This window comes from Streptococcus ictaluri 707-05, from assembly GCF_000188015.2.
GTDB classification, from domain to species: Bacteria; Bacillota; Bacilli; order Lactobacillales; family Streptococcaceae; genus Streptococcus; species Streptococcus ictaluri.
Genome location: NZ_AEUX02000001.1, coordinates 271,994 through 289,820, shown reverse-complemented (window position 1 = coordinate 289,820; position 17,827 = coordinate 271,994). Strand labels below are relative to the sequence as shown.

The 17,827-nt window shown below is 40.2% G+C and carries 20 protein-coding genes; 5 read left to right on the top strand and 15 right to left on the bottom strand.

Translation table 11 applies throughout. The annotated features are described in order from the left end of the window. The first annotated feature begins 15 nt into the window (after window positions 1-15). The 4 genes from STRIC_RS01355 to STRIC_RS01340 all read left to right on the top strand — a co-directional run bounded on the left by STRIC_RS01355 (window position 16) and on the right by STRIC_RS01340 (window position 3,358). Complete coding sequence (locus STRIC_RS01355) at window positions 16-1,008, top strand: PTS sugar transporter subunit IIB (protein WP_008087164.1); 993 nt, start codon at window positions 16-18, stop codon at window positions 1,006-1,008. 158 nt (window positions 1,009-1,166) lie between these two features. After that, complete coding sequence (locus STRIC_RS01350) at window positions 1,167-1,973, top strand: PTS mannose/fructose/sorbose transporter subunit IIC (RefSeq protein ID WP_008087261.1); 807 nt, start codon at window positions 1,167-1,169, stop codon at window positions 1,971-1,973. Between the two features lie 15 nt (window positions 1,974-1,988). Next, window positions 1,989-2,900, top strand: a complete 912-nt coding sequence (locus STRIC_RS01345) for a PTS system mannose/fructose/sorbose family transporter subunit IID (protein WP_008087344.1) — start codon at window positions 1,989-1,991, stop codon at window positions 2,898-2,900. Window positions 2,901-2,986: 86 nt separating this feature from the next. After that, window positions 2,987-3,358 carry a DUF956 family protein gene (locus STRIC_RS01340; RefSeq protein WP_008087380.1) on the top strand — a complete coding sequence of 124 codons (372 nt, stop codon included), beginning with the start codon at window positions 2,987-2,989 and terminating at the stop codon, window positions 3,356-3,358. A gap of 7 nt (window positions 3,359-3,365) precedes the next feature. On the opposite strand, the gene STRIC_RS01335 is transcribed toward STRIC_RS01340, so the two are convergent. Then, on the bottom strand, window positions 3,366-4,442 hold the full coding sequence (locus tag STRIC_RS01335; protein ID WP_008087226.1) for an acyltransferase: 1,077 nt from the start codon (window positions 4,440-4,442) through the stop codon (window positions 3,366-3,368). A gap of 357 nt (window positions 4,443-4,799) precedes the next feature. On the opposite strand from STRIC_RS01335, the gene serS reads away from it, so the two are divergent. After that, window positions 4,800-6,077 (top strand): serine--tRNA ligase, encoded by a 1,278-nt coding sequence (gene serS, locus STRIC_RS01330; RefSeq protein ID WP_008087376.1) that lies wholly within the window; start codon window positions 4,800-4,802, stop codon window positions 6,075-6,077. Between the two features lie 143 nt (window positions 6,078-6,220). Here serS and STRIC_RS01325 read toward each other — a convergent pair whose 3' ends face one another. The 14 genes from STRIC_RS01325 to STRIC_RS01255 all read right to left on the bottom strand — a co-directional run bounded on the left by STRIC_RS01325 (window position 6,221) and on the right by STRIC_RS01255 (window position 17,753). Beyond that, window positions 6,221-6,991, bottom strand: coding sequence for an acetyl-CoA carboxylase carboxyl transferase subunit alpha (locus tag STRIC_RS01325; RefSeq protein ID WP_008087180.1), 771 nt, complete (start codon window positions 6,989-6,991; stop codon window positions 6,221-6,223). Next, window positions 6,988-7,854, bottom strand: coding sequence for an acetyl-CoA carboxylase, carboxyltransferase subunit beta (gene accD / locus STRIC_RS01320; RefSeq protein ID WP_008087130.1), 867 nt, complete (start codon window positions 7,852-7,854; stop codon window positions 6,988-6,990). Before accD ends, STRIC_RS01325 begins: the two co-directional genes overlap by 4 nt. 8 nt (window positions 7,855-7,862) lie before the next feature. After that, the gene (locus STRIC_RS01315) at window positions 7,863-9,227 is read right to left on the bottom strand and encodes an acetyl-CoA carboxylase biotin carboxylase subunit (RefSeq protein ID WP_008087020.1); all 1,365 of its coding nucleotides are present in this window, start codon (window positions 9,225-9,227) and stop codon (window positions 7,863-7,865) included. A 34-nt stretch (window positions 9,228-9,261) separates the two neighbouring features. Next, on the bottom strand, window positions 9,262-9,684 hold the full coding sequence (fabZ, locus tag STRIC_RS01310) for a 3-hydroxyacyl-ACP dehydratase FabZ (protein ID WP_008087322.1): 423 nt from the start codon (window positions 9,682-9,684) through the stop codon (window positions 9,262-9,264). Next, window positions 9,681-10,163, bottom strand: coding sequence for an acetyl-CoA carboxylase biotin carboxyl carrier protein (accB, locus tag STRIC_RS01305; RefSeq protein WP_008087142.1), 483 nt, complete (start codon window positions 10,161-10,163; stop codon window positions 9,681-9,683). Before accB ends, fabZ begins: the two co-directional genes overlap by 4 nt. A gap of 1 nt (window position 10,164) precedes the next feature. Then, window positions 10,165-11,397, bottom strand: a complete 1,233-nt coding sequence (fabF, locus tag STRIC_RS01300) for a beta-ketoacyl-ACP synthase II (RefSeq protein WP_008087059.1) — start codon at window positions 11,395-11,397, stop codon at window positions 10,165-10,167. A gap of 17 nt (window positions 11,398-11,414) precedes the next feature. Continuing rightward, window positions 11,415-12,149 carry a 3-oxoacyl-[acyl-carrier-protein] reductase gene (gene fabG, locus STRIC_RS01295; protein WP_008086937.1) on the bottom strand — a complete coding sequence of 245 codons (735 nt, stop codon included), beginning with the start codon at window positions 12,147-12,149 and terminating at the stop codon, window positions 11,415-11,417. A 12-nt stretch (window positions 12,150-12,161) separates the two neighbouring features. Continuing rightward, a complete protein-coding gene (gene fabD, locus STRIC_RS01290) occupies window positions 12,162-13,082 on the bottom strand; it encodes an ACP S-malonyltransferase (protein ID WP_008087372.1) in 921 nt (306 codons plus the stop codon). A 20-nt stretch (window positions 13,083-13,102) separates the two neighbouring features. After that, window positions 13,103-14,080, bottom strand: coding sequence for an enoyl-[acyl-carrier-protein] reductase FabK (gene fabK, locus STRIC_RS01285; protein ID WP_008087063.1), 978 nt, complete (start codon window positions 14,078-14,080; stop codon window positions 13,103-13,105). Window positions 14,081-14,274: 194 nt separating this feature from the next. Further along, entirely contained in the window at window positions 14,275-14,499 is a 225-nt protein-coding gene (locus STRIC_RS01280; RefSeq protein ID WP_008086972.1) for an acyl carrier protein, read from the bottom strand. A 61-nt stretch (window positions 14,500-14,560) separates the two neighbouring features. Beyond that, entirely contained in the window at window positions 14,561-15,535 is a 975-nt protein-coding gene (locus tag STRIC_RS01275) for a beta-ketoacyl-ACP synthase III (RefSeq protein ID WP_008087289.1), read from the bottom strand. Beyond that, the gene (gene fabT, locus STRIC_RS01270) at window positions 15,535-15,969 is read right to left on the bottom strand and encodes a fatty acid biosynthesis transcriptional regulator FabT (RefSeq protein ID WP_008087178.1); all 435 of its coding nucleotides are present in this window, start codon (window positions 15,967-15,969) and stop codon (window positions 15,535-15,537) included. Before fabT ends, STRIC_RS01275 begins: the two co-directional genes overlap by 1 nt. Before the next feature lie 76 nt (window positions 15,970-16,045). Further along, window positions 16,046-16,837 carry an enoyl-CoA hydratase gene (locus STRIC_RS01265; protein ID WP_008087145.1) on the bottom strand — a complete coding sequence of 264 codons (792 nt, stop codon included), beginning with the start codon at window positions 16,835-16,837 and terminating at the stop codon, window positions 16,046-16,048. A gap of 688 nt (window positions 16,838-17,525) precedes the next feature. Further along, window positions 17,526-17,753 carry a hypothetical protein gene (locus tag STRIC_RS01255; RefSeq protein WP_156033565.1) on the bottom strand — a complete coding sequence of 76 codons (228 nt, stop codon included), beginning with the start codon at window positions 17,751-17,753 and terminating at the stop codon, window positions 17,526-17,528. Between the last annotated feature and the right edge of the window lie 74 nt (window positions 17,754-17,827).

Genomic DNA, 17,827 nt, shown 5'->3' with positions numbered 1-17,827 from the left:
GGAGGAAGAACAAGAATGGGTATCGGTATTATTATTGCCAGCCATGGTAAATTTGCTGAAGGTATTCATCAATCAGGTTCTATGATTTTTGGTGAACAAGAGAAAGTTCAAGTTGTTACTTTCATGCCAAATGAAGGACCAGATGATTTGTATGGACACTTCAACAATGCTATCGCACAATTTGATGCTGATGATGAAATCCTTGTACTAGCTGACCTATGGAGTGGTTCTCCATTTAACCAAGCTAGTCGTGTAGCAGGAGAAAATCCTGACCGCAAAATGGCTATCATCACTGGTCTCAACTTGCCTATGCTTATTCAAGCTTACACTGAGCGTCTTATGGATGCCAATGCAGGTGTTGAAAAGGTTGCCGCAAACATCATTAAAGAATCTAAGGACGGTATTAAAGCCCTTCCTGAAGAGCTTAACCCTGTCGAAGATTCTACTGCAACTGAAAAAGTTGTTCACGCAATGCAAGGAGCTATTCCTGCTGGAACTGTCATCGGAGATGGTAAATTAAAAATCAACCTTGCTCGTGTTGACACACGTCTCCTTCACGGACAAGTGGCAACAGCTTGGACTCCTGCATCAAAAGCTAATCGTATCATCGTTGCTTCTGATGAAGTTGCACAAGACGACCTTCGTAAACAATTGATCAAACAAGCTGCTCCTGGCGGTATCAAGGCAAATGTTGTTCCAATCAGCAAGTTAATTGAAGTTTCAAAAGACCCTCGTTTTGGCAACACCCAAGTCCTTATTCTTTTCCAAACACCTCAAGATGCACTTCGTGCTATCGAAGGTGGTGTTGAGATTGGTGAATTGAACGTTGGTTCAATGGCTCACTCAACTGGTAAAACAATGGTTAACAACGTTTTATCTATGGATCAAGACGATGTTGCTACCTTCGAACGTTTGCGCGACTTAGGCGTTAAATTCGACGTGCGTAAAGTACCAAACGACTCTAAGAAAAACTTATTTGAACTTATTCAAAAAGCTAACGTTAGATAAGAATCAAAAAATTGCTTGTTACTATTATGACAAGTAGCTTATGATTGATTAAGTCTAACAAGACTATGCTGTCATAGTTCCTAGCTTACTCAATAGACCTGTGTCTATTACATACTTAGTGTTCATTGACAATTAATTCACAAACGAAAGGATTTATCATGTCAGATATTTCATTAATTTCTGCAATCTTGGTCGTTGTTGTTGCCTTCTTCGCTGGTCTTGAAGGTATCCTTGACCAATTTCAAATGCACCAACCACTTGTTGCATGTACCCTTATCGGTCTTGTAACTGGACACCTTGAAGCTGGTGTCATGCTTGGTGGTACTCTTCAAATGCTTGCTCTTGGTTGGGCAAACATCGGTGCCGCTGTTGCACCAGATGCGGCTCTTGCTTCTGTAGCAGCTGCTATCATCATGGTTAAAGGTGGAGACTTCACTAGCAAAGGGATTACTTTTGCTTACTCAACAGCGATTCCACTTGCTGTTGCAGGTCTTTTCCTTACAATGATCGTTCGTACTTTGTCAACTGCCCTTGTACATGGTGGTGACAAAGCTGCCCTTGAAGGAAACTTCGCTGCTGTTGAACGCCTTCACTTTGCAGCACTTCTTTTACAAGGTCTTCGTATCGCTATCCCAGCTGCACTTCTTGTAGCTGTACCAACTTCAGTTGTTCAATCTGTATTGAACTCTATGCCAAACTGGTTGAACGAAGGTATGCAAATCGGTGGTGCTATGGTCGTTGCCGTAGGTTACGCAATGGTTATCAACATGATGGCTACTCGTGAAGTATGGCCATTCTTCGCACTTGGTTTTGCACTTGCTGCCCTTTCTAACTTAACACTTATCGCTATGGGTGTTATCGGTGTTGCTATTGCCTTCATCTACCTAAACCTTTCTAAAAAAGGTGGCAACGGTAGCTCAGTTGGTTCTGCTGATCCTATCGGCGATATCCTAGAAGACTACTAGAAAGGGGTATGACAAATGACTGAACAAATTAAATTAACAAAAGCTGACCGTCAACGTGTTTGGTGGCGTTCACAATTCTTACAAGGTTCTTGGAACTACGAACGTATGCAAAACATGGGTTGGGTATATGCACTTATCCCAGCTCTTAAAAAATTGTATGCTACTAAAGAAGAACGTGCTGCTGCTCTTGAGCGTCACATGGAATTCTTCAACACTCACCCATACGTAGCTGCTCCAATCATCGGTGTTACTTTAGCCCTTGAAGAAGAAAAAGCTAACGGAACTCCAATCGATGACAAAGCTATCCAAGGGGTTAAAATTGGTATGATGGGACCTCTTGCTGGTATCGGAGATCCAGTATTCTGGTTTACTGTTCGTCCTATCCTTGGTGCTCTTGGTGCATCTTTAGCATCAACTGGTAACATCGTCGGTCCACTTCTATTCTTCATTGGATGGAACCTTATCCGTATGTCATTCTTATGGTACACTCAAGAATTTGGTTATAAAGCTGGTTCTGAAATTACTAAAGACATGTCAGGTGGTATCCTTCAAGATATCACTAAAGGAGCTTCAATCCTTGGTATGTTTATCCTTGCTGTCCTTGTACAACGTTGGGTATCTATCAACTTTACGGTTGACCTTCCAGGTAGACAGTTATCTGAAGGAGCATACGTTGTCTTCCCAGAAGGCGCTGTTAAAGGTGCTGAACTCAAATCTATCCTTGGCCAAGCTATGGGTGGTATGAGTCTTGATAAAATCCAATCTCAAACCCTTCAAGGGCAATTGGATTCTCTTATCCCTGGTTTAGCAGGACTACTTCTTACATTCCTTTGCATGTGGTTATTGAAGAAAAAAGTATCTCCAATCGCAATCATCATTGCTTTGTTTGCCTTTGGTATCCTTGCTCACCTTGCAGGTATCATGTAATAAGAAAACTAACGTCTGGGAGCATTTCCCAGGCTTTTCTTTTTATGCTATAATAAGCAAGAAAGTAAATTCTGAAAGGAAGTCTAATGGCTCAATCCTTAAACACAAATGTCCAATATCAAACCAAGGTCGTTTCTTACTTAGGACTTGGTGGTAAAGTAGGCAGCCTGCTCCTAGGTGATAAGGCGCTTGAATTTTACAATGATAAAAATGTTAACGACTATATCCAAATCCCATGGAGTGCTATCAATCACATTGGTGCCAATGTCCGTGGTAAAAAAGTGAGTCGCCATTTTGAAATCTTCACCGATCAAGGTAAATTCTTATTTGCTTCCAAAGATACTGGTACTATTTTAAAAATCACACGTCAACATATCGGTAATGATAAAGTGGTTAAATTACCAACCCTTATCCAAACCATCATGGCAAAACTACTGCGAAAAAAACAAAAAAACTGAGATTAACTCAGTTTTTTTTATCTGCAAAAGGGACTTTAATATCTACCCAAGCTAAGAAACGGTGAAAACCTAAATAATGAAACAGTGTCATCCGCCCTTTCTCCACTAAAAAAGCTAAGAGATAAATCAGACTACTGACGCCAAAAATCAATAAGGGATAAATTAAGATTGGTGTGTTTACAAAAGGTTCTGCAAAATCTCGGATCACAAATTTTACTAAAAGAGGATGCAAATACCCCAGATAAATGCCCAATGTCGTTGGCGATACTAATAAAATCAGATAAGCTAAGAGACTCTTAGGATTAATGGACCATTTGGCAAAAAGAATAAACAAGGCAATGGCTCCTAATGTCAAACTAGGTGATACATACCAGTACCAGATATTGCCAACCATAAATTTCATGGCATAGGTCACACACAAGGATAAGGCATAAACCATCAGTAAATAGCGACTCTTGAAATAAGATAAGTCAATTCGCTTTAAGTAGGCTCCAATAATATAAAGAATCAGTAGCCAAGTCATTTCAAAGCCCTTACTAAGGGAAAATTCTGCCACACTGTTATTCATCAAAGCCGGTAAGAGTGAAAAAACAGTGAACAAAAGAATAACAATATGTTTTAGTTGCCTATCAGATAAGGCTAGGATACCGGCATTAATGATTGGCATGAAAATGAGCAAAGCAAAGTAAGCTGTAATATACCAATAATTACCACTGACAATGGGAAAGAAGGCCTGCCTCCAATTTTCCAAGGTAACTGAAAAACCAAATAGAGCAAACAAAAGAGTGATGCTAAAACTATAGAAAAATACCTGAACCCAGATACTGACCAGCTTAGAATACTTGTAGGTCGATCCTATCCCCACATAACCACTAATCAAAGCGTAACAATTAACGGCTCCATAAACAAGTACCTGGATAGACCAAGTCATAATAAAATAGGCGTCGGTTTGTCCTTCTACAGAAGACCTTAGGCCATCCTTTCCCAAGACATGCGTAATCACAATCATAAACATGGAAATAATACGCAATAAGTCCAAACCATAGTGATGTCGTCTTTTTAAACATTTATCTGTTTCTAACATAAGACTAGTTTACCATAAGTTGCTTTACCCATTAACTAATTTGGCTATCTTTGAGTTGAATTTTCTTATTTTAAGTTTACTTTTTCACCATTTCTGTTATAATAGTGCTATCGGATAAGTAATATAATCCTTTCTTTCAGAAAGTCTGTGGTTGCTGCGAACAGATAGAGAGCTTGTATGAAATTCTACCGTGTTTTAATCTCATAACTAATTAAGTGCACAGATGTGAAGCTGGATGGAACCGCGCTAAAGCGCTCCAGCAGAATCATAATCTGTGCTTTTTTCTATTCTTGCGTGAAATGATTTTCCAATCATCTTCACCCAACCAGTCATTATCTTATTTTAAAGGAGAGTCTTATGTTAGATCTTAAACGCATTCGTAACGATTTTGAAGCCGTTGCAGCTAAACTAAACAATCGTAGAGTTTCTGAAGAGGTACTCAACAAGCTTAAAAGTCTAGATGAAAAACGTCGCGCTTTGCTAGTCAAAACTGAAGAATTAAAGGCTGAGCGTAACACATCATCTGTTGCCATTGCCCAAGCTAAACGCAACAAAGAAGATGCTTCTGAACAAATCGCAGAAATGCAAGCTCTATCAACCCAAATTAAAGGCATTGATGCAGAATTAGCTGACATTGACCAACAAGTGACAGACATTATTACTGTCTTACCAAATACACCACACGATTCTGTACCAGTAGGAGCTGATGAAGACGAAAACGTTGAAGTGCGTCGTTGGGGAACTCCACGTCAATTTGATTTTGAAGCTAAACCTCACTGGGACCTTGGAGAAAACCTAGATATTCTAGATTGGGAACGCGGAGCTAAAGTAACTGGTGCACGTTTCTTATTCTATAAAAACCTAGGAGCACGCCTTGAACGTGCACTTTATAACTTCATGTTAGATGAACATATCAAAGAAGGCTACCAAGAAATCATCACCCCTTACATGGTCAATCATGATTCTATGTTTGGTACAGGACAATATCCAAAATTCAAAGAAGATACCTTTGAATTAAAAGACACTAACTTCGTTCTCATTCCAACAGCTGAAATTCCTTTGACTAACTACTATCGTGGGGAAATCTTGGAAGGTAAAGACTTGCCAATTTACTTCACTGCCATGAGTCCATCATTCCGTTCAGAAGCAGGTTCTGCAGGGCGTGACACACGTGGTTTGATTCGTCTGCACCAATTCCACAAAGTAGAAATGGTTAAATTTGCAAAACCTGAGGAATCATATGAAGAATTGGAAAAAATGACAGCTAATGCTGAAAACATTCTCCAAAAACTTAACTTGCCATACCGTGTTATTACATTATGTACAGGAGATATGGGCTTCTCAGCTGCCAAAACCTATGACTTAGAAGTTTGGATTCCAGCTCAAGATACCTACCGTGAAATTTCTTCATGTTCAAATACAGAAGATTTCCAAGCGCGTCGTGCTCAAATCCGTTACCGTGACGAAGCTGATGGCAAGGTGAAATTACTTCACACCCTCAATGGTTCAGGCCTTGCTGTTGGTCGTACCGTTGCTGCTATCCTTGAAAATTACCAAAACGAAGATGGCTCTGTTACAATCCCAGAAGTTCTTCGCCCATACATGGGGGGACAAGAAGTCATTACAGCCCCTTAAGAAAATGAAACCATTGCTAGCATAAAGCAGCAATGGTTTTTTGTCGGTTTCTTCTCTAAACTAAAAAATCCTTACATGACATGAACGCAATAACTTAGTTTAAGGGGCTAAGCTATTGAGATACAAATCATGTAAGGATTTTGTTAATAGTTTCGGAAGCGTTGATAGCGCTCAGCTAACAGTGAGTCTAGAGGCTTAGCCTTTAAATCAGCTAAGGTCGAGATCAGCTGAGTCTTCATGTTGGCGATAATTTCACTCGAAAAGTAGCCACGTTCAGGAATGATACGATCAATGACCCCTAAACCAAGAAGATCTGCTGCTGTGATTTTCATTAAATCTGCCGCTTCAGCTGCTCGACTACCATCTTTCCATAAGATAGAGGCAAAGCCCTCTGGACTGAGAACAGCATAGATGGTGTTTTCTAGCATCCAAACCTGATCAGCCACAGCAAGAGCTAAAGCACCGCCTGAGCCTCCTTCTCCTATAATAATAGCAATGATAGGAACTTTTAAATCACTCATCTCCATGAGATTTCGAGCAATCGCTTCACCTTGCCCGCGTTCTTCAGCACCGACGCCAGGATAAGCACCTGCTGTATTGATAAAGGTAATGACGGAACGACCAAATTTTTCAGCCTGTTTCATCAAGCGTAAGGCCTTACGATAACCTTCTGGATTGGGTTGTCCAAAGTTTCTTGCTAGATTATCTTGTAAATTCTTGCCCTTTTGAATACCAATGACGGTAACCGCCTGATTTTCAAGGTAGGCAATACCTCCCACAATAGCCCCATCATCAGCAAATTGCCGATCACCATGTAGTTCCATAAAGTCATCAAAAACAAAACGCGCATAGTCTAGGGTAGTTGAGCGTCCTTGATCACGCGCTTCTTTTAAAATTCTAGACACATCTGTCATTTGCCACCTCCATGAAAAGCTAGTAGAAAAGCAATTCTTTCAGGCAAGTCTGTACGTTTGACAATAGCATCCACAAAACCATGCTCTTGTAGGAACTCTGCTTTTTGGAAGCCTTCTGGTAGCTTTTCTCTTACCGTGGTTTCAATCACGCGTCGTCCTGCAAATCCAACCAGTGACTGTGGCTCCGCTAAAATAATATCACCTTGCATAGCAAAGCTAGCTGTAACACCACCTGTCGTTGGATCCGTCAAGACTGTCAAGTAAAAGAGACCTGCATTAGAATGCCTTTTAACAGCTGCAGAGACTTTAGCCATTTGCATTAAGCTCATAATACCTTCTTGCATTCTGGCACCTCCAGAAGCTGTAAAAAGGACAACTGGTAATTTTTCTTCCATAGCCAATTCAAAGAGACGGGTAATTTTTTCACCCACTACTGTCCCCATACTAGCCATGATAAAATGAGAATCCATAATACCAAGAGCGACTTCTTGCCCTTTAATACTTGCTTTTCCAGTCATGACGGCTTCATGTAAACCAGTAGCTTCTCTAGTTTTAGCCAGTTTTTCAGGATAACCTGGAAAATTCAAGGGATTTTTACTGTCAATGGTGGTGAATAATTCTTGAAAACTCCCCTCATCAACGGTTAAGGCTAAGCGCTCCTGGGCAGAGATGCGAAAATTATAGGAACAATTTGGACAAATCTTAGCAGGGCCCAAGTCTTTCTGATAAATCATATGTTTGCAAGCAGGGCACTTGGCAAATAATTCATCTGGGACTTCTGGGACATTTTGGCTAGCAGGGCTTTTCACTGCATTATTGGGAGTAATTCTTATATATTTATCTTTTCTTCTAAATAAAGCCATAAGCACTCCTAGTCTTGATTATAAGAAGGCAAGAAACTTTCCATTAAAAAGGAAGTATCATAGTCGCCTGCAATTACCTGCTTATCTGCAATTAAGTCTAATTGGAAATCGGTATTGGTCACAACACCTTCAATTTCAAGCTCATATAGGGCTCGTTGCATTTTCATCAAGGCATCAAAACGATCGTCACCATGTACGATAACCTTGGCAATCATACTATCATAATAAGGTGGGATTGTATAACCACCGTAAACGGCAGAATCTACTCGAAGCCCCACACCCCCACTTGGCAAATATAGGTCGGTAATTTTACCAGGGCTAGGGGCAAAGTTAAAGGCAGGGTTTTCCGCATTAATACGACATTCAATGGCGTGACCTGTAATAGTGATGTCTTCTTGCTTATAAGCTAAAGGCAAACCAACAGCTACCTTTAGTTGTTCTTTAACAATGTCCACACCTGTTACAAATTCGGTGACGGGATGCTCTACTTGCACACGTGTGTTCATTTCCATGAAGTAGAATTGTCCACTGCTTTCATCCAAAAGAAATTCAATGGTACCAGCATTCTCATAAGCAACAGCTTTGGCTGCTCGAACAGCGGCCTGTCCCATCTCTTCACGCAAGCTAGAGCCAATCGCAATAGAGGGACTTTCTTCTAATACCTTTTGATTGTTTCGTTGCAAGGAACAATCCCTCTCACCAAGGTGAATGATGTTACCTTGAGCATCACCAAGGATTTGAACTTCAATATGGCGAGCCGGATAAATCACTTTTTCCAAGTACATGGCGCCATTGCCAAAGGCTCCAAGTGCCTCTTGACTAGCCGCATTAAAAGCACTTTCTAAATCCGTTGCTGACTCTACCTTTCGAATGCCTTTGCCCCCACCACCAGCAGAGGCTTTTAGCATAACGGGATAGCCAATCCGATTAGCAATCTCTAACGCTTCTTTGGCATTATAGACTTCTCCGTCTGAACCTGGAATGACCGGGACACCAGCTTTAATCATTTCAGAACGGGCATTGATTTTATCACCCATTTTATCCATAACTGCTGCTGAAGGACCGATAAACTTGAGGTTCATTTCCTGACACATGGTCGCAAATTTAGAGTTTTCACTCAAAAAACCAAATCCAGGATGAATAGCCTGTGCTCCTGTCACCATAGCGGCAGACAAGACCGAGTTCATATTGAGATAAGAATCTTTTGAACGTGCTGGACCAATGCAAATCGCTTGATCGGCCAAGATGGTATGAAGGGCCTCTTTATCTGCCTCAGAATAAACAGCAACTGTGGAAATGCCTAACTCACGAGCAGCTCGAATGATACGAACTGCAATTTCACCACGATTGGCAATTAAGATTTTTTTAAACATTAGATTTCTCTTCCTCCACAGAACTTTGTCCCTTTTATTGCCCTAAAGCAAAGGTCAATATGCCACTTGCTGCTAATTTGCTATCAACCTCTGCCTTGGCTTCAACCACAGCAATCGTGCCACGACGTTTGACAAATTTAGCTGTCATGACCAATTGATCTCCTGGCACAACCTGTTTTTTAAATTTAACCTTGTCCATACCAGCATAAAACACTAATTTGCCCTTGTTTTCACCTTTTGCCAATTCCAAAACACCTGCTGTTTGCGCAAGAGCCTCCATAATAAGGACTCCAGGCATAACAGGATATTGCGGAAAATGACCATTAAAGAAAGGTTCATTAATGCTTACATTCTTGATCGCTACAATCTGATCCTCTGAAACCTCAAGAACCCGATCAACCAACAACATGGGATAGCGATGTGGCAAAGCCTCTTGTATCTCTCTAATATCCATCACTTGATACGTACCAATCCTTGTCCAAATTCAATTACATCTTCATTTGATACCAAAATCTCTGTGATGACACCATCACAAGGAGCTGGCACCTCATTCATTACTTTCATAGCTTCAATAATCATCAGCGTCTGTCCCTTAGAAACACTATCACCTACAGACACAAAAGCAGGCTGATCAGGGCCAGAAGCTAAGTAAGCAACACCCACAAGAGGACTTTCCACCAAATCCCCCTCACTGATTTGAGCTGGAGCTGCCTCAGTTGGAGTCGAGGCTTGAGGTGTAGTTTCTATAAATGCTTCCTGTGAAGAATGGGCTTGAGCTTGATTAGGATGATGCCTTTCTGTTGTTAGCGGTAAGGGAGCTACTGTTTGTTCATTTTTACTAAAAGTCAGCTCTCCTTCGCTCGTTTTGACTGAAAATTCTCTTAGACTAGAGGCATCAAACTGAGCCATCAGGTCCTTGATTTCTTGAATATTCAATTTAATTCTCCCAACGTTTGAAAGCTAGTACAGCATTATGGCCACCAAATCCAAAAGTATTGGAAATAGCACAATCTAACTGAGCTTCTTTTCCTTGTCCAAAAATGACATTAGCTTCAATATCATCTGATAGAGCCTTTGTCCCTGCTGTCATTGGAATATACTGATGACGGATAGCTTCAATAGTTGCAATAGCTTCAACCGCGCCAGCTGCTCCTAATAAATGACCGGTAAAGGACTTGGTTGATGAAACAGGTACCTCATTACCAAGAACTGCTACAATCGCTTGACTCTCACCTGCTTCGTTAGCCGGAGTCGATGTGCCATGGGCATTAACATAATCTACAGCATCAGCCTCAATTCCAGCTTCTTCTAGGGCTAACTTAATAGCTTTACGAGCGCCTAGTCCTTCTGGGTGAGGAGAAGTCATATGGTAAGCATCACAGGTATTTCCATAACCGACAATTTCCGCCAGAATATTAGCACCACGTTTTTGGGCATGCTCTAGACTTTCTAAAAGAAGCATTCCTGATCCTTCACCCATGATAAATCCATTTCTATCTTTATCAAAAGGAATCGAACTACGCTTTGGATCTTCTGTTGTTGATAAAGCTGTTAAGCTTTGGAAGCCCGCAATAGCAAATTTTGAAATAGCTGCTTCTGCTCCACCTACCATCATGACATCTTGAAGGCCAAACTTGATAGCTCTAAAGGCGTCTCCAATAGCGTCATTAGAAGAAGCACAGGCAGTGTTAATAGATTTGCAGACACCATGTGCCTTCAACTTCATGGCTACATTCCCAGCAGCCATATTGGGCAAGGCCTTTGGTAGTGTCATCGGTTTGACACGCTTTGGACCTTTTTCGTGTAAACGAATAACCTGTTCTTCAATTTCTTGAATGCCGCCAATTCCTGAAGCCACAATAACACCAAAGCGGTCTGAGTCAAGAGTCTCTAAATCTAAATTAGCATTTTTGACAGCTTCTAAAGAAGCATAGAGGGCATATAAGGAATACATGTCATAGCGATTCAGATCTTTCTTGACAAAATAGGTGTCAAAAGGAAAATCTTGAATTTCTGCTGCGTTTTTAACTGCAAAATCACTAGTATCAAATTTGGTAATAGGACCAATCCCAATATGGCCTTCTTTTAAATGCGACCAAAAGCTCTCTGGGCTGTGCCCGATTGGTGAAGTGACACCGTAACCTGTTACAACAACTCTATTAACTGTCATGTGAATACCTCTTGTCTCTATTGCATTGTCATGCCACCGTCAATGGCTATTACTTGTCCTGTCATGTAATCTTGGCCAGCTAGGAAAGCTACCAACTCAGCTACTTCTTGAGCTTTTCCGATACGTTTCATGGGAATTTGGCCTAAAATCTGTTCTTGCATTTTATCAGAAAGCACCTCTGTCATGTCTGAAGCGATAAAACCTGGTGCTACGGCATTGACACGAACTCCGCGAGCTGCGACTTCTCGAGCAACTGATTTGGTAAAACCAATCAAACCAGCTTTAGAAGCTGCGTAGTTAGCTTGTCCAGCATTTCCTGTTAGTCCAACTACGCTAGCAAGGTTAATAATCGCCCCTTGACGAGTTTTAATCATGGCTTTTAAGACCGATTGTGTCATATTGAAAGCACCTGTCAGATTGATTTTTAAGACACGTTCAAAGTCTTCTTCTGTCATTTTCAAAAGTAATTTGTCATTAGTGATGCCAGCATTATTGACCAAAATATCTACTGACCCGAGAGCTTCTGTCGCTTCTTGAATCATACGCTTGGCATCTGCCTCTTGTGACACATCCCCTGAAATAGGAACCACTGTCACTCCATAATCTGCAAATTCTGACAACAAGTCTTCTGAAATGGCTGAGCGTCCATTCAAAACGATGTTAGCGCCCAAGGCCGCAAATTGATGAGCAATGGCTAAACCAATTCCTCTAGTTGAGCCTGTAATAAAGACATTTTTTCCTTTAATTTCCATATTTTTCCTCTTTTATTTTTCTAAATAAAGCTGCAGACTATCAACATCATCAATAGTGCTACAAGGGATTTGTTTATCTATTTTCTTCATAAAGCCTGCCAAAACATTACCAGGCCCAATCTCAATGACTTCTGTCATGCCAAGATTTTTTAAGGTATCAATAGAGTCATAAAAACGAACAGGTTCCATGACTTGACGCGCCAACAAACTTGGAATGGCTTCTTGTGACATGATAGCTGCTTCAGTATTTCCTACTAAAGGAATCTGAAAGGGTTTGAAAGTCACTTGCTCAAGCTCTTTCGCTAAGCGTTGGCTGGCTTCTTTAAGGAGGGTAGTATGAAAAGGTCCAGAAACCTTTAAAGGAATCAAGTGTTTGCTTCCTTTAGACTTTAAATACACAAGTGCAGCATTAACTGCTTCACTCTCCCCACCAATGACAATTTGTCCTGGTGTATTATAATTAGCTGGTGAAACCACTCCTAAGTCAGAAGCTTTATCACAAGCTTCTTCGATCAGGACTGCGTCCGTATTAAGAACCGCAACCATTTTTCCAAAGCCTACTGGAGCAGCTTCTTGCATAAATCGCCCACGCTTAGCGACAAGCTTAATGGCATCTGCAAAATCAAGAGCTCCTGAAGCCACTAAGGCAGAGTATTCTCCTAATGATAAACCTGCTACCATATCTGCTTTTTGTCCCAAAGATTCTAAGACACGGTAAATAGCAATTGAAGTGGTTAAGACAGCTGGTTGGGTGTAAACCGTTTGGTTTAAACGATCCGCTTCATGATCAATGATATGACGCAAGTCGTATCCTAAAAGCTGGCTAGCTTCTTCAAATACCTCTTTGGCTACTGCAAATTGGTCATAGAAATCTCTGGCCATTCCTGGCTTTTGTGATCCTTGTCCTGCAAATAAAAAGGCTGTTTTGGTCATTTTTTCACCTCTTTACTCTCTTACTCGCTAACTTTTGGCCAATCAGCAGCCCAATGTCTAGCCTCTTCTTGAATGACCTGTGCAGCACTATAATAAATATCTTTCAAAATAGTCTCACAGCTCTCTTCTTTTTTGACTAGACCAGCAATTTGACCAGCCATAATAGAGCCATTGACCACATCACCATCCACAACAGCATTTCTTAGTGAGCCAGAACCCATTTCTTCGATATCTGCTGCTGATTTTTGATCTGTCAGATATTCTTTTTCGGCCTTGGCATAAGCTGAGGTTAATTTATTTTTAATAGAACGTACTGGATGTCCTACCACTTGAGCCGAAACCACCGTATCGATATCTTTTGCTTTTAAAATCTTATCCTTAAAATTTTGATGAGCATTAGATTCTTTAGCGACAACAAAGCGGGTTCCTACTTGAACGGCTTGTGCCCCCAGCATAAAGGCAGCTGCTGCTCCGCGTCCATCTGCAATACCACCCGCTGCAATAACAGGAATGGAAACAGCATCCACCACTTGTCTAACTAAAGTCATTGTGGTCAATTTACCAATATGGCCACCAGCTTCCATTCCCTCAGCAATAACAGCATCCACACCAAGCTTTTCCATACGCTTTGCTAAAGCCACACTAGGGATAACTGGAATAACCGTTATGCCGGCTGCATGCAGTCTATCCATGTATTTCCCGGGATTTCCAGCACCAGTAGTAACGACCTTGACCCCTTCTTCAATCACCAAGTCAACAATATCATCTGCAAATGGTGATAGTAACATGATGTTAACACCAAAGGGTTTATCTGTGATGGCTTTGACGCGATCGATGTTGGCTTTAACCACTTCTTTAGGCGCATTGCCACCACCTATGATACCAAGTCCCCCAGCATTTGAAACAGCACCAGCAAGATCGCCATCAGCTACCCAAGCCATTCCTCCTTGAAAAATGGGATACTCAATATCCAGTAATTCTGTAATACGTGTTTTCATAATAACCTTCTATAACAATAAGGAGAATAATTTGATAATCAAACTATTATAATAAGAAGAAAGAGCGAGCTAGATCTTAAAAGAAGTTCTAATCTCACCCCAACGGTTTGACTAATGAAATAAGGCCTAATTAATGGATGCTGCAACTATCAGCAGCAAATAATAACCACTTCAGTTAGCACAACCTTGCCTTATTATTTTGTTTTTTCTTCAACGTAAGCAACAAGGTCACCTACAGTGTTTAAGCCTTCTTCTGTTTCAATTTGGATATCAAAAGCATCTTCGATTTCTGAGATAACTTGGAAAACATCAAGTGAATCTGCATCTAGATCATCAAAAGTTGTCTCTAAGGTCACTTCTTCTGCTTCTTTACCAAGTTCTTCAACGATGATTTCTTGTACTTTTTCAAATACTGCCATTTTTATGTCTCCTTAAAAAATATGAATTTATTTTTATAAATGTGCTAGGCACCTGATATAACTAGATTTTAACAATTAGACTACCCCATGTCAAACCTCCACCGAATCCCGAGAGGAGGATATGTTGACTAGCGTCTAATCGAATATGTCCACTTTGGACAGCCTCTGACAAGAGAATAGGAATGCTAGCTGCACTAGTGTTTCCATAGTGCATCATATTTTCCAAAAACTTGTCTCTTGGCAGCTCTACTTTGCGAGCCATTTTATCCAAAATACGACGATTGGCTTGGTGTAAGAGCAAGTAATCCAAGTCTTCTTTTGCTAAATCTGACTGAGCAATGATGTCCTTAATACTTTTAGAGACATCACGGATAGCAAAGTCAAATATAGCCCGTCCATCCATTTGTAAAAAAGGATTGACCTCAATTGCCTTAGTATAAGGGGAACTAAGTCCCGTCTGACCAGAAGTCAAATGACTAGCTCTGGAACCGTCCGTATGCAAAGATTCTGCAAGAAAGTGGCGGTCTTGACTCGCCTCAAGCAATACACCTCCTGCACCATCACCAAACAAGACAGCTGTGTTGCGATCCTTCCAATCCAATATTTTTGAAAGGGTCTCAGCTCCAATGACCATTCCTCTTTGATAGCTACCAGAAGTAATCAACTTATCTGCCATAGCAAGAGCAAAGACAAAACCGCTACAGGCCGCTGCCATATCAAAAGCAAAGGCTCTGTCAGCTCCGATCTTTTCCTGAACAAGTGCTGCTGTTGAAGGCATGCTAGCGTCTGGGGTAATGGTCGCAACAATAATAAAATCAATTGACTGCGCAGATAGATTGGCTTTTTTCAACAATTGCTCAGCTACTCTACTGGCTAAATCACTGGTCATTTCATCTTCTGAAATGTGACGCTCCTCAATCCCTGTACGGCTGACAATCCAGTCATGACTTGTCTCCATAATAAGTGATAAGTCCTTATTTGTAACAACCTGTTTAGGAACATAGTGAGCAGACTGACTTATTTTTGAAAAAGCCATTAAATCAAATCCTCCAAAAAGTGATGCAAGTTTTTCAATCCTCTTAAAAGTGCCTGCATCTCTTCTTCATTCATGTCCGCAATCACATGACCTACCATGTTTTTATGGAATTTGGCATGCAAACGGTCTAAGAGGCGTCCGCGTTTGATTAGCGATAAGTAGACAACCCTTCTATCTGAACTAGAGCGCCTTCTTTCAATGTAACCTTTTGCCTCTAGTTTGTTTAAGCTTGTTGTGACGGTGCCTAAGGTAACCATTAACTCTCTAGCAATATCGCTAGGGGTCACTTGATCATATTTTCCGATAATTTCAATAGTGTGCATTTCTTTTAGCGACACATCGCTAAATTGACTGGACTTTAAGCTCATTTCTTCAATCACTAAAATTCTATTGAATATCCCGACCAAGTATTGATTAATCTCATTGTATTCCAAGTTAACACCTCCCAAGCAATGTAGTTTGATAATCAAAGTATATCAGAGTTCAAACTATTTAGCAAGCTAAAAGAGATTACTTGCCTTGGAAATTCGGACGTCTTCTTTCTCCATAAGCTCTGACACCTTCTTTAAAGTCTTCTTTAAAGGCTAATTCTTCCTGAATTTGCAATTCTAGACGTGCATAGTCTTCCCAACCTGCAAAGAAACTTTGCCATACTAAGGATTTCATTCCTGCATAGGAATTGGAAGAACCTCTTCGTAATCGTTTAAGCAACTGAAGATAAGTTTTTTCTAGTTTATCTGATTCTGCAACCCGATAAACAAAGCCATACTCTTGTCCTTTTTCAGCTGTAACGCCTTCACCTGTCATAACCAAATGGGTTGCACGATTGAGACCAACTGCACGAGTGAGCAAGAAGAGCCCTCCTGCATCTGGAGCTAACCCAACATTCACAAAAGCCTGAATAAATTTAGTCTGTCTACTAGCAATACAAAAATCTACCGCTAAAGCGATATTAAAGGCTGCTCCTGCAGCTGCTCCATCGGCACAAAGAATAACGGGCTTTGGTAATTGCTTAATGGCAAAAGAAATCTCTTGAACCAATTCTGCAATCCTGACCAAAGACTGAACATCATCTCTTTCAACAGCAGCTTGCATTTCGACCAAATCACCACCAACAGAGAAAACCTTTCCTTCTGATTTAATAAGCAAAAAACGAATGGTATCATTTTTGGCCACCATCTCAATAGCCGCTAGAATTTCCTGACAAGTAGGAATATTAAACCCATTAGACACTTCCGGCCGATTCAAGGTTAAAGTGGCAAGATCATCTTCAATCACAAAGGTAATATTCTCGAAAGTCATTGCTATCCTCTTTTCATTTGAAAGTAAAGTTGTTTCATAATAAAATTATTTGAGTATCAAATTAATTACTAGAATATCATACAATAGTTTTTTGATTTTGACAAGTTAAAATCGATATCCATATTTATGAAACCGTTTTATTTTGTTATACTAAAAAGAAAGGGGGAAAAAGATGTCACAAAAATCACTATCTATTAGTCTAACCTACCTGCTGAATCTGGGATTTATACTATTTACCATCTGCTTTTACTTGGATATTAAATGGCTATTCCCAAACCATTTGTTTACTATCGTTTCATTGTGCATTAATCCTATTATTGGACTTATTGGTATTTTGGTCTCTATTTTATATCGTAAATGGTTATTTATCCTTCCTTTTTTCCTCATTTTAGCGAGTTTTCCTTTAGGAATGATGTTAGGCTATTCTTTATCGTTTGAGACAAACTTTATGCTCTCCCTTCTGATTTTATATATTTTCATATTCTCTAGCTTTGCTCTATCTTATTACTTTATTCTACAACTTAAAGCTCTTGAAGCTATTAAAAGTTACTACTTATTGCTATGTTTAACTCTACTCTCACTATTGCCAATACTATTGAGTCCTTGGTTTGATTTTCATTTAAACCTATGATTGTAGAGAATTCAGGTTTCAAAAAAGAGAATCAAATGATTCTCTTTTTGTTTTACTTCACTCTCTTATTTTTGCCTGTAAAAAAGGTAAGACCCTGTCAGGAAAGCCAAAAGTGCTAGCACTTTCACCAGTTTTTGGTAACGTTTTAATAAGCCTTGTTGCATCTAAGTTATCATGATTAGGCTTGTCGATAATATTTGAGATAAGCAAACTCACTTGAACCTGTTTACTATTGGCTAGGCTCTCTACTATTAGAGCAATAGTAAACTTTAAACTTTTGTTCAAATTTAGAAGACCTAACATCAAGTTAGGTTAATTGGTCTTTGTGCTTGTTATCTCATATGAGTTCATCTTCACTT